The following is a 12,419-nucleotide window of genomic DNA, read 5'->3' on the forward strand; positions in this document are numbered from 1 at the left end:
CCTACTTTTTCTAACGATGCTTGATAAACTGTTCGATTGTTTGATAGAGCTCTTCCTTTTCGGTACCGCGAATATTATGAGCGGACTCAAAAAACTCTTTAACCGATATATTGCTGAACAACTGCTTGTAATGAATTAGTTCCGCATCGCTAAGCAATGATCCCTCTAGCATCCCTCTCATAACAAGAACAGGCAGCTTAAGCTTTACATCCAGCTGCAGCTGTGAAGAGTCCCGCTCAATTCCGATAACCGCTTGTTCTCTTATTTTCTCTTCCCGCTTCATCGGCTTCAAATAATTAAAAATATAATCGTGACGCCATTCAGCCGACATTTGTTTATGCTCTGCAGGATAATCTTCTAAAATAAGTGATTCTAAGTGATGCTCGTTCGTTTGAGCATAACCAAGCGCATAAGATACACCCCGAGAGTATCCCATCAGATGAAAGCGATCCACGGCTGCAGCTTCAACAACAGCTGAAAGATCTGCTATGTGATCTTTTAGATCGTAATGATTAAACGGCGTATCGCTTTGCCCTCTCCCGCGGAACGAGAGAACGATTGCTCTTCGAGGCAATAAATATAACAATAAATCCTCATATTCTTCAGCTGTTTCCGATAACCCTGGGCATATGATTAATGGGGTTAATTTTTGGTCTGCATCTGGTTTTGAATCTAAGTAATGAATATGAACATCTTGATTAATAGCTATTTTCGACTCGATCACTGACTTTCCCCCTCTCTACGTTTCTAAATAAACTTAACGTTCTCTTGCTATTACAAAGCCTTTATCCGTAGAGGTAAATCCAATTCTCGGGTAATAGTCGACAGCTGAAGGTGCAGACAACAAGACAAGTGACACTTGCGCACCAAGTGTTTGCCTAAGTCGCTCTACCAGCTCCTTGCCGATACCTAATCTTTGGTAGTCGTGATCAATTGCCAAATCAGACAGATAGCAGCAATAGGAATAGTCTGTAATCGCCCGCGCTATTCCGACCAGTTTATTGCCGTCCCATGCACTAATAATGATATCTGCATGATCGATCATTTTTTGCAAGCGTTCTAAATCTTGATAAGGTCTTTTAATCCCAGAGCTCGCAAATACTTGCGACAAGTCTTGCGCGGACAAGTTTTTATCGTTCTGATAATGTATCATAACTATTCCTCTCTCCTTTGCTTATTGATTCCCATGATTATACATCTTAAGTTGATTATAGGGTAGATTGTTTTTATAATCCCTTTTACCATTCAAATCATTTTTGAAAACTATGAAAATACGTCTATCTATCCTCTTCACTAGCATAATTGGGGTAATCCCTAGTCCCTTTTCTGGCAAAAAGAAATACATATATAGGAGCAATAGCTTTATAGGAGGGATTATATTTTGATAGCTTCTGCAAATTCACCCACAGTGCAGCTTCAGACTGTGAGCAAGAAACGGAAAAAAATAGTGAGTAAAAAGAGAAATGTCGTTATTCATGGCAAGCTGCACTTACATCATAGCAATGGCAGTCTGAGCAATACGGAATGTAAACCTAAAGTTGTGCGGAAACACAAAAAAAGAAAGACCGATCGCTGCCACCTTAAAGTACAGAAAAAGGGAAGTCCAAGTGGGCAAAGAGGTTTGCAAGGCCCTGCCGGTCCAACCGGTCTTACAGGTCCTCAAGGCGCAGCAGGAGCACAAGGAGCGGCTGGAGCTGTTGGTCCTCAAGGCATTCAAGGACCACAAGGCGTCCCCGGTTCATTAGGACCGCAGGGTCTTCAGGGTCTTCAAGGCGTTCAGGGTCCCCCGGGACCGTCAAGCGGGTTTGACTTTACAGAGCTCATTACATTGCTTAACGGCTACCTTATTGTTGGTACTCTCATTAATGTCATGACACCGGGACAGCCGACCGGGTTCACTGGAACAGTAATCAGCGTACAATCAACACTTGTCCAATTAAACACGGTCGCAGGTACTTTGATGTTTATCCCGTTTTCCTTCATCACGAACATTGAAACAATTTCATAACTCCCTATGAGAAGAGGTTTGTGCTCATGTCAACAACGCTTTCGGGCGATTTGATCGCTTTACTCGGCAAAGAAGTGTTTGTCATGACGAATGGCTTTGGTCAGCTTGCTGTAATCGGAAGACTCGATCAGGTAGGTAACGACTTTATACTCGTTTCCTTCGATCAAGATAGTTTTCTTTACGAGCTGCGAATCTTTTATGCAAACATTATTTATGTCCACGAGAATCCAGCAGTTTCATAAACAAGATTCTAAGGAGAGTAGGCTTGCGATGTCTATTATTTCAAATGGAAATCAGATTCTTCCAGGTACTGCTATTTATAGTTTACTCAAGCGCCATATTGGCAGCATTATTTATATAACGACCTCAACAGGAAATGAAGAAGGCCAGTTGATGGCATTTAACGCTAACTTTTTGACCATTACGACAACTGCCTTAGAAACCAAATATGTACTAACAGCAGAGCTGGTCTCTTTCACATTTCGTTCTTAATAAAAAAGCAGGCTGGATCTAAAGGTTTTTGACCATTAGGTACAGCCTGCTTTATATTAAAGAGCCCCATTCTCTAGTTCAACAGCATGTCTAGCAATCGCTCTTAAAATATCATCGAACATTTCTTCTTGTTCCCAAATGACTTTGAAGCCTTGCACTAACAAGTCACCCAATCCCTGCTCCAAAGGTCTATGCAGCCACTCGGTATCTGCAACACCAAAGTCAGCTTCGATTCCACTTGCATACTCTATTTTTAGAGAGGTTAGCAAAGCATATTCCTCTTTCGTCGCTTGCTCTATAGCCTCGTATTGGAACTGATATAAAATGGCATCTACTGTTTTTTGCTTCTTATCGGTAACGAGAAGAAAGCTTAAATTCGAATCCTCTTCACTCTCATCGTCCGCACAAGGCCCAACCAACGCAATTCCAGTAATATGCGAATGTCCGCCTGCCCATTTTACAAWTTCGTACATAAGCTTATAATGATCCGGTCTCATATTCTTGAACCTCCAAATACCATCGTGGAACTATGCTGTCAAAATAATGATGATCCTCTAATACTCGCTCCAGCTTCTCTACCATAATAGGCAGCTCAACTTGCCGCACCTTCAATATCCAAACGATTGAGGAGATAATCGTCATCGCAAGATAAAGAGAATATAAGGTCCAGAACTTCTCATCAGGCTCTAGTTCGCCATGATATCCTTTAATCGTACCCATCGTAAATGGAATGCTGATTTCACTGCTGAACATCCCGGCCTTCAGAAATTCATGTACCGGATCTCCCCAGTCCCATCGATTAAAATCAATGACGCCGGCTAATCTGCCTTCTTTTACAATTAAATTGCCCACATGAAAATCATCGTGCTGAAAAACGTTAGGCCGATCCTTCATCAGATGCAGATTTTGTTCAATAAAGGATAGAATCTGCGCATCGTCTTTCATTCGAGCCCCACTAGCCATATATTGCTCGATATAGCTTTTATGCTTTGCAAGCTTACGGTCATGCCATGACAAGACTGAAGCAGGAGCATGCCACTTATGCATCTTAGCAAGCTCTTGTCCCGCTTCCAATCCAATTGTAAATATAACCTTTATTTATTTTTGATATTCGACTGCTGCCACGAAGTATGTCTATACCTTTGATAATGTTGTCGATGAGCTCCTGCTCATTCATAATCTCACCTCGCAAATCCAAATAAAAACGAGCTAATCATCACGTATTTCTTAACCAGACGTTTTTATAATCGATTTTACCCCATGCGTTTAACGAAATTCCTTGCAGCGTTTGATGATGTCCTACAATCTGCAGGCTATGATATAAGAACAATAAGCTGAAATTTCGTTTGAGCTCCTCTTGTATGCTTATCAAATAACCCATTCTAATATCTGAATTCTCATACCGCAAACAATTTGAAATTTGTTGATTGATAWTCATCTTGTCAACCGCACCCAGATGGTTCGTAATAAAACTGTTCTTTGACATATACATCTCAATAAGCGAAATATCAGGCTGCTCTCCGAGTACTTCCCCACTAAGGATCATATCCGCTTTCATTATGATTTCGGGATTAGCAAGCTCTTCGAGCGAAAGCTTTACGATTTCCAGTGAAATGCCTAAATACTTGTAAACCCTTTGCAGCCATTTCGAAGTTTGATCATTCGCAGGCATTTCATAAGTATATAACGTAATGGTCTCGCCCTTATATCCTGACTCTTCAAGCAATGTTGCCGCTAGTTGCGTATCATAATCGTTATAGAAAGCCTTATCCGTATCCTCTAAATTAAAGCCGGTTGAAGGCTGGTGCCTAATGCCGCCTAATTCGTGGATCATTTGCTGCCGATCTATTCCGTAGTGCAAAGCCTGGCGGAACTTCATTTGCTGCGTGATGCCTTTTTTCGCTGTATTGATGGTAATAAAAGTGCTGCCTTTCTCCAATTGTGCCAGCGCTGGTCTTAAACTCTCCTTGATTTGCGCTTCAAAATAAACCAGTTGATCTTCACCGTCTGACTGCAGCTGCTCTTGATTTTCCTCATAATTTGGCCACACCCACATTTCAATGCGATCCAGATGAGGACAACCTTCCAAATAAAACTCATTGGCTTCTGCAACGAGCATAGACTCATTGTTTTTGGTAATCTTGAACGGCCCAGTCCCAATAGGCATGATGGCAAACTGCTCATCAGAACCAGTACCATCGAGCATTTCAGGTACAATCGAATAACGTTCCGTACAAAGGAAATGAAGAAACAGCGCATTAGGCTCATTTAGCTCAAAGGTAATGCTGTACTTGCTCGTTTCTCTTATTTCCTTAATCTTGGACGTTAACCACTCCGCAGGCGAGCTTGTGAGCAGTCTTTGAAAAGTAAATGCGACATCTCGCGAGGTCATTATCTTATCATTGTGAAAACGAACGCCCTTGCGCAAAAAAAACGTCCAGCTCGTTTTCATCACGTTGCTTTCCCAGTAATGAGCGAGCTGAGGGTGGAATTTACCATCCTGATTTGAATATCTGACCAATGTATTAAAAACCTGCTCTATCCAGTGCGTCTCCATGCGGCGACAGACGAAARCAGGATCTAAGCGCAAGAGAGGACGATAAAAGGGAAATCTCAGTACATCCTTCTCCTCCATATCCCTCTTCACGCCAAATAATTCAGACAACCATGTCATAATTTCGGATTTCACAGCTGGATCCTGAAGCATCTCGAGCATGCTCCAAGCCTCGTTGATCTTCCCTCTCTCGACTAGCCCCTTCGCTTTGCCGAGAACGATATCACGGTATGAAACAAGAAATACGATTTGCGAGAGATTGCCGCGGCCACGACCGGGCAACCATTCGATATAGCTCTTTTCCATCATTTTTGTCAAAAGTATTTGTACATTTCTGCGTGTACAAGACAATATGTCGCAGATCCGTTCCATGGATAAAAAAATAGGCTCGCGTTCTGGGTTTGCTGGAAAAGTGTTTCTTAACCTGCAATAATATTCTTCCACATCCATCCTTAACACCACCTAGGAAACGAAGTCTCAGTTAGCCAGCTTCGTTGCTGTTTTCTCTCTAAGCCTTGTTACTGTAGGCAACAACTTCCTCATAGGATAATTGCCCGCCAAAAATATCAAGCGCACTGCCGATTGTAATATCCAGCTTGCCATTTGAAAGCTCATTAAATTGATCCATATCCGCAATCGACCTTGCCCCGCCGGCATAGGTTGTCGGAATCGTTACCCAATCAGCTAATGAACGAACGAGGCTTTGCTGAATGCCGCTCTGCTTGCCTTCCACATCAACAGCATGAACAAGAAACTCATTGCAATATTGCTCAAGGAATGAGATGTTTTGTTGGTTAACAACGAACTCGCTGAATTGCTTCCATTGATTCGTCACAACAAACCATTGCCCGTCCTTCTCCTTGCAGCTTAGATCGATTACTAAACGGTCCTTCCCCACTTCAGCGACGATCTTCGCAAGATGATCCTCATTCAGCTGACCATCTTTAAAAATATATGAGGTCACAATAATATGCGAAGCGCCCTTCTCCAAATAAAAAGCAGCGTTATCCGCAGTAATACCACCGCCAATTTGCAAGCCGCCAGGATATGCCGCAAGAGCCCGAACTGCCGCTTCCTCGTTTCCGCCGCCGAGCATAATCACGTGACCGCCCGTAAGCGCGTCTTTCTTGAACAATTCTGCATAATAAGCTGAATCTTGTTTGGATACAAAGTTTTCTATGATTTCGGCATTCAAAGTTTCACCGACAATTTGTTTCACTTTACCGTCATGCAAATCRATACAAGGTCTAAATTTCAATTTTCATTCCTCAATTCTGTATGTTGTAAGTATGAATATTCTCTATATGAAAAATAACCTAATCCTCTATGTAAATCAACAATGCTGTGAAATCTTGATGGTTTTATTACTTAACGCTTCTCCCCTATACGTGGTGCCTTTAATTCTCTCGTTTCAATAAGATCAGACAAGCTTCTATCTGCCATTGAAGGAATCAGTAAATCATAATCCATAAAAGCAAAATCCTTCGTCAGCTCGTTTGGAACGATCACTGTATGTAGTCCCGCTGCTTTAGCTGCTAAAAACCCGTTTAGAGAATCCTCAAATGAAATCGCTTCACTCGCTTCAACTCCAAGCTTCTGCAGCGCCAGCAAATACAGCTCCGGATCAGGTTTGACCCGTTCGACCTCATCAGCTGTACTGAAGCTGTCAAAATAATGATCCAATTGATGTTTAACCAAATATGGCTTTATCCAAGAAAGCTGAGAGCTGGATGCGAGACCAACTTTGAGATTCATACGCTTCGCCTCATTCAAGTAGTCCATCACGCCTGGGCGAATATCAGCTGACTTAAGAAGCTCTGCATAGACTTCTTTAAATTTTGCTTTAACAGCTGCTAAATCTATCGTTTCAGTTACACAATCGGCAATATAAGTATAAGGGTTAAATTGATCCAGCGACGTCCCTACACATTTGGCATACAGCGTCACAGGCAGCTCTACTCCATACTCCTCATAAACTTGACGAAAAGCATAATAGGATGGCGTTTCCGTATCAATAATAAGACCGTCAAAATCAAAGACCAACGCTTTAATCAATCGACTCATCCTCTCTACTGTACATTCATTAACTATGCGATTCTTGTTTAATCGCGTAACCGCTTAAATATAGCTCTCTACTAGAAGTATCTGATTCGATGCTGGAAGAAATCTCTTTATGTTTAATATCGATTAAATTCTCGTTTTTATAGACGCAATGATGATCGTAACTATGGGCTTCATTCAGCATCATAGGCAGTGTGATTGGAATATTGGACACGATGCCGACATTGTTTTTATCCATAATCCATTCGAATGTTTTCCAGTCCAAAATCCCTTCATCTGTTTTCTTAGGTGTCGCATATCCAAAGGAAGCCGGCACTTCTGCTATATACGCATACATGCCGCCAAAATCAAAATTATCGCCAGACCAGGTAACTAATCCTTTAAAATGCAAATCGTAATGACGAATACCCGTTTCTTCTTCAATCTCTCTAATCATCGCTTCCCTCGGAGACTCCTGCGGTTCAAGCTTGCCGCCAATCCCATTCCAGCAGCCCATCCAGCTGGATTTCTCACGATTTAGCAACAATATTTCATTGGCGCGTTTAATAAAACAAATATTATATTTCAGCATCATCGTTCTCCTATGTTCGTGTTCTTATATAAAATTTGTACTATTCCTATCTATCATCATAGCTATACTTTACCACATTGCTGTTTTAGAAGAGAACCTGTCCACAAAATTAAGAAGATTTCCCAAAAAGCTTGAAATCACTTTTTAGAAAATCTTCATTATCATCATATCTGCTTACTTCGGTTTATAGGAGAAGTTCGGATATTTTACAACAGGCCATTTCTCTTTGCGCAGGGCATCCATCAGCTCCGGACCGACATGCAAATTACTTTCAACCAGTTCACACGGAGTTAGCGCCATCCACTGGTTCAATGACACATCAACAAAGCGATCACTTTTGAACATCTCCAAAAACCAAAGTGATTGGCTGCCCGTATTTTGGATATAATGTCCATAAGCAAATGGTACGTATCCAACGTCACCAGCACGATAATCAAAGGTTCGAGCGACACCGTTTCCAGCAAACACGGTCATTCGACCCTGTCCAGCAAGATAATATTGCCACTCATCGTTGTTTGGATGCCAGTGAAGCTCACGCATTCCTCCCGGTAGTATCTCTACGAGGGCGGCAGCAATCGTTTTCGAGATAGGAAAGTTCGAGGAATCCACAATCCGCACGCTTCCGCCAGAAGTTTTAAGTGGTGGCTGCGCCAACAAGCGATGTGTAAATGGAGAGGGAACCTCACCATATGGAGATTGCACCTTTTGGCTTTCAATTGACCCTGGCACCTTATCTTGATAAATATAAACCTGATCGGAAGGAATATGTTGAAAAACGCTTTCGGGAACGCCAAAATTTGCAGACAACACGTCTTTTGGCGTATGTGCAAACCAATCGGATATGGATAATGTATTCAGATCAGAGAAGGTTCCATCATCAAAAACAAGCAAAAATTCGCAGCCTCCCTCAAGCCCTTGAATGGAATGAGGGATGCCTGCCGGAAAATACCAAAGATCTCCTTCACTGATGTCAGCGATCATATTGCGTCCAGCTTGATCAACTGAAGTAATTCGTGCTTTACCAAGCAGCATATAAGCCCATTCGGCTTGCTGATGCCAGTGCATCTCTCGAACGCCGCCTGCTGTGAGACTCATATTGACTGCCGCGAGAGTTGTTGCGATCGGTAAGTCTCGAACGGTTACCTCGCGTGACCAGCCGCCTTTGTTTAATTGCATATGTGTATCCGAGAATGAAAATTTCAAATTAGGAAGCAAACCCGAATCGGTAACGGGAGGGACGAGCATGTTCGGGTTTTCAATATCACGCATAATATCACGCGGACCTTGGTCTATATTTCCCGTTCCATCACTTGCTCGAATGGGCTGAGGGATAACTGAGCCGCTATTTGGATCTTGGGGATGATCCTCCATCATAGTCCTCCTCGACATTAAAATATGTGTAGTAGCTTTCATAACCTATACAGCTTATGATGGGAAAATGAGCAATATTCAAATTGTCAGCAGGCATAAGTCGTGCCAATAAAGGTGATCATGCAACGAGGGAGGAATTTATGATGATAAAAAAAGCAGTTACACTACTAACCCTTTTAATCATTTGTTCAAGTTGCAGTACGGGTAACACTTCAACATCTCCATCACCAACAATAAGTCCAAGTGACCAGCCAACGATTATGCCTAGCCCGAAACCGACTGACAAATCGACTGACAAGCCAGCGGAACAAAATGATCCGCTCAAACAAAAAATCGCCAACATGACTTTAGATGAGAAAATCGGCCAAATGGTCATCGTAGGTCTTGAAGGTACTTCAATGGATAAGCAGGCAAAAGAGCTGATTGAAAAATACCGGGTTGGCGGATTTATTTTGTATAAGGACAATATGAACGATGCARCACAAATATTAAAACTGCTTAATCAGCTAAAAGAAACCAATCAAAAAAATCAAACACCTCTATGGCTAAGTGTCGATCAAGAGGGCGGGAAAGTGAATCGTATGCCCGAAGAGTACATTAAGCTTCCTCCCCCCGCTGAGGTTGGTAAAGCTGGCAATACCGATTACACATTTCAAATTGGACAAGCGCTTGGTGAAGAAGTTCGCTCCATCGGATTTAACATGGATTTTGCGCCTGTATTAGATATTAACAGCAACCCAAAAAATCCTGTCATCGGCAATCGATCCTACGGGACCAACGCAGAAACAGTCATTACACATGGCCTGGAAACGATGAAAGCCATTCAATCTAAGCAAGTGGCTGCAGTCGTCAAGCATTTTCCAGGACACGGCGATACTTCAGTAGATTCTCATCTCGATCTGCCTGTCGTGAATAAATCCTTGGCAGAGCTTAAGGCATTTGAGCTGCTTCCATTCGTCGAAGCGATCCAGCAGGATACCGATGCGATTATGATTGCCCATTTGTTAATTCCGAAGATCGATAAAGACTACCCTGCTTCCCTTTCCAAAAAGATGATTTCGAAATTATTGCGCGAGGAACTCGGTTATGAAGGAGTCGTTATGACTGATGATATGACGATGGGCGGCATAACGGAGCATTTTGATGTTGGGAAAGCTGCAGTCACATCGATTTTGGCTGGAAGTGATATCATCCTCATCGGACATGATTACAAAACGCAGCTATCCGTCCTCCAATCGCTCAAAAAAAATGCACGCGACGGCGTTATTTCGAGGGATATGCTGGATAAAAGCGTTTATCGCATTTTAAGCTTAAAAGAAAAGTATAAGCTTGAAGATAAAACACTACCTTCTATTGATGTAAAAGCTGTCAATCTTCAAATCAAAGCCGCTATTCAATCAAAATAAAGTGAATTGCAGGAGACAGATCTACCCTATCGTTCGAATCGACTCTACCGCATAGGTTAAAACATCCATAAAAAAAGCTCAGACCTCGTTATGAGATCTGAGCCATTTTTTATTTGAACGAATTACAAAGCAAGAATGTGATAACCGGCATCCACGTGAAGAACTTCCCCTGTGATGCCTCTCGACAACTGGCTAAGCAAGAACATCGTTGCATCTCCAACTTCATCCTGATCTATATTGCGACGAAGCGGCGCTCTTTCTTCGATCGTGGACATAATGTCATTAAAGCCTGAAACGCCTTTTGCAGCAAGCGTCCGAATTGGACCTGCAGATACCGCGTTAACACGAATGCCATATTTGCCCAAATCCTCAGCAAGGTACATTACACTGGCTTCAAGCGCGGCTTTCGCAACGCCCATAACATTATAGTTTTTTACCACTCGTTCTGCGCCGATATACGTTTGCGTAACGATGCTCCCGCCTTCGGTCATAAGCTTCTTCGCTTCACGCGCAACGGCAACTAACGAGTAGGAGCTGGAGTTTTGCGCAAGCAAATAACCTTCTCTTGTTGTGTCTACATATTCCCCTTGCAGCTCATCCTTCTCAGCAAACGCGACGGAATGAACTACGCCATGAATAACGCCAACCTTCTGCTCCAATTGCTTAAATGCCTCAATAACACTATTGTCATCAAGCACATCGCAGGAAACGGCTTCCAACGCTTCTATTTGATGCTGCTCGAGCAGTTTTTTGAGTTTTTCCAATGATCTTTCCTTACGGTAAGTGAAAACCAGCTTAGCACCTTGATTATGCAGTGATTTAGCTACTCCCCAAGCTATGCTGCGTTCATTGGCTACACCCATAATTACGATTACCTTGTTGTTCATTAAGTTAGACATGATGTTCCTCCCAGTTTCCTAATTTCTTTTTCTTAAAATCGAATGTGCTTCACCTGCGTGATCACGCGGTCAAACGATCTTTTTAACGAGCTTCTTTGGTCCGGCAGCAATTGAATATTCGAATGCGAAGCGATATGCTCCACATTATCCATGATGGACGAATGATCCGTTTGCAGATGGTGACCAAACCTTTCATCCGAAAGAGCTGCCACACATCTCTTTATTTGCTGTATCGGCCAAGAGTTTTTCCGCTCGCCTCTGCCCCGAAGTCGTTTCATTAAAGTCTCTTCCGTTGCACACAGAGCATAGTGAATAATTTCCACTCCATCTCCCCGTAAGCGACCAATGATCTCCTCAAAATATTGCGGATTAACGACTGTCATCGGTACGATTATGATGCCATCATAGGTTTCATCGAGATGCTTCAGCATCGCATAATTAAAGTCACGCCACATCGGATTGTGTTGAAAATCACTCGTATGAGTTGAACGCGGCGTATTTTTACGAATAAAATAACCAACATTCTCTGGATCGTATACAAATGAATGTTCCGCTCTTTTATGCAGTTCATACGCAGTTTGTGTCTTCCCAGCGCCAAACGCGCCATTAATCCATATAATCATGACTGTCACCTCGACATCATTGTCATATCATTGTTCTATACTAACGATTCGCTTCGTCATATTCAACTTCTATTTCGAAATTGGCATACTTTTTTCTATTAAAGCTGCCTGTCGCTCATAGATAATATAATCTGTAAGTATCGGATCTGCTCCAGCTTGCCTAAGCAATAAAGCGATTTGTCCGCGGTGGTAGCTGCCATGCAAAACAACCTGCGTAAGGATATCGCTTATTTTTGTAGTGAACGGATTTCCTTTACTGTCTGAGTAATCACTTTCATTCCCATAGTCCGATTCAACCAGCTTGGAGAACAAAATTTCATAGTCCGCTTTATTTTGCTCAGCGAAATGTTCACATTGCTCTAAGGTGTGCGTCGGCCAAATCGCCATCCCCGCACTATCTTCTCCATTAATACGGGTTAGCCATACCTTCTCGG

16 protein-coding genes are annotated in these 12,419 nt (G+C 42.4%); 4 read left to right on the top strand and 12 right to left on the bottom strand.

The genetic code is table 11. From position 1 onward, the window contains the following. Positions 1-10: 10 nt before the first annotated feature. Positions 11-724 carry an alpha/beta fold hydrolase gene (locus tag AC1DSE_RS19380; RefSeq protein WP_477512009.1) on the bottom strand — a complete coding sequence of 238 codons (714 nt, stop codon included), beginning with the start codon at positions 722-724 and terminating at the stop codon, positions 11-13. A 33-nt stretch (positions 725-757) separates the two neighbouring features. Then, complete coding sequence (locus tag AC1DSE_RS19385) at positions 758-1,153, bottom strand: GNAT family N-acetyltransferase (RefSeq protein ID WP_441885733.1); 396 nt, start codon at positions 1,151-1,153, stop codon at positions 758-760. A gap of 228 nt (positions 1,154-1,381) precedes the next feature. Here AC1DSE_RS19385 and AC1DSE_RS19390 point away from each other — a divergent pair, with 228 nt between their 5' ends. The 3 genes from AC1DSE_RS19390 to AC1DSE_RS19400 are packed head-to-tail and all read left to right on the top strand — an operon-like array spanning position 1,382 to position 2,500. Next, complete coding sequence (locus AC1DSE_RS19390; protein WP_477512008.1) at positions 1,382-2,008, top strand: hypothetical protein; 627 nt, start codon at positions 1,382-1,384, stop codon at positions 2,006-2,008. 26 nt (positions 2,009-2,034) lie between these two features. After that, entirely contained in the window at positions 2,035-2,250 is a 216-nt protein-coding gene (locus AC1DSE_RS19395; RefSeq protein ID WP_339209148.1) for a hypothetical protein, read from the top strand. A gap of 28 nt (positions 2,251-2,278) precedes the next feature. After that, on the top strand, positions 2,279-2,500 hold the full coding sequence (locus tag AC1DSE_RS19400; RefSeq protein ID WP_076269334.1) for a DUF2642 domain-containing protein: 222 nt from the start codon (positions 2,279-2,281) through the stop codon (positions 2,498-2,500). Between the two features lie 56 nt (positions 2,501-2,556). Here the strand turns inward: AC1DSE_RS19400 and AC1DSE_RS19405 are convergent, their stop codons facing one another. The 7 genes from AC1DSE_RS19405 to AC1DSE_RS19435 all read right to left on the bottom strand — a co-directional run bounded on the left by AC1DSE_RS19405 (position 2,557) and on the right by AC1DSE_RS19435 (position 9,060). Next, positions 2,557-2,997 carry a hypothetical protein gene (locus AC1DSE_RS19405; protein WP_477528049.1) on the bottom strand — a complete coding sequence of 147 codons (441 nt, stop codon included), beginning with the start codon at positions 2,995-2,997 and terminating at the stop codon, positions 2,557-2,559. After that, the gene (locus AC1DSE_RS19410; protein ID WP_477512007.1) at positions 2,978-3,574 is read right to left on the bottom strand and encodes an aminoglycoside phosphotransferase family protein; all 597 of its coding nucleotides are present in this window, start codon (positions 3,572-3,574) and stop codon (positions 2,978-2,980) included. The genes AC1DSE_RS19405 and AC1DSE_RS19410 overlap by 20 nt, the downstream gene beginning before the upstream one ends. Before the next feature lie 142 nt (positions 3,575-3,716). Further along, positions 3,717-5,504: an ABC transporter substrate-binding protein gene (locus AC1DSE_RS19415; protein ID WP_477528050.1), complete on the bottom strand. Its 1,788-nt coding sequence runs from the start codon at positions 5,502-5,504 to the stop codon at positions 3,717-3,719. 58 nt (positions 5,505-5,562) lie between these two features. Further along, complete coding sequence (hisA, locus tag AC1DSE_RS19420) at positions 5,563-6,312, bottom strand: phosphoribosylformimino-5-aminoimidazole carboxamide ribotide isomerase (RefSeq protein WP_477512005.1); 750 nt, start codon at positions 6,310-6,312, stop codon at positions 5,563-5,565. Positions 6,313-6,422: 110 nt separating this feature from the next. Beyond that, a complete protein-coding gene (locus AC1DSE_RS19425) occupies positions 6,423-7,109 on the bottom strand; it encodes an HAD family hydrolase (RefSeq protein WP_477512004.1) in 687 nt (228 codons plus the stop codon). 28 nt (positions 7,110-7,137) lie between these two features. Further along, a complete protein-coding gene (locus tag AC1DSE_RS19430; protein WP_477512003.1) occupies positions 7,138-7,689 on the bottom strand; it encodes an NUDIX hydrolase in 552 nt (183 codons plus the stop codon). Positions 7,690-7,860: 171 nt separating this feature from the next. Beyond that, positions 7,861-9,060, bottom strand: coding sequence for an oxalate decarboxylase family bicupin (locus AC1DSE_RS19435; RefSeq protein WP_477512002.1), 1,200 nt, complete (start codon positions 9,058-9,060; stop codon positions 7,861-7,863). A 137-nt stretch (positions 9,061-9,197) separates the two neighbouring features. On the opposite strand from AC1DSE_RS19435, the gene nagZ reads away from it, so the two are divergent. After that, positions 9,198-10,463 (top strand): beta-N-acetylhexosaminidase, encoded by a 1,266-nt coding sequence (gene nagZ, locus AC1DSE_RS19440; protein WP_477528051.1) that lies wholly within the window; start codon positions 9,198-9,200, stop codon positions 10,461-10,463. 122 nt (positions 10,464-10,585) lie between these two features. Here the strand turns inward: nagZ and fabI are convergent, their stop codons facing one another. The 3 genes from fabI to AC1DSE_RS19455 form a co-directional block, all read right to left on the bottom strand. Beyond that, positions 10,586-11,362, bottom strand: coding sequence for an enoyl-ACP reductase FabI (gene fabI, locus AC1DSE_RS19445; protein ID WP_076269326.1), 777 nt, complete (start codon positions 11,360-11,362; stop codon positions 10,586-10,588). 32 nt (positions 11,363-11,394) lie between these two features. Beyond that, a complete protein-coding gene (locus AC1DSE_RS19450; RefSeq protein ID WP_477511999.1) occupies positions 11,395-11,985 on the bottom strand; it encodes an AAA family ATPase in 591 nt (196 codons plus the stop codon). Positions 11,986-12,054: 69 nt separating this feature from the next. Beyond that, positions 12,055-12,419: DinB family protein (locus AC1DSE_RS19455; RefSeq protein WP_477528052.1), on the bottom strand; the 365-nt coding region annotated here is incomplete at its 5' end.

Source organism: Paenibacillus sp. 01L418, from assembly GCF_056400045.1.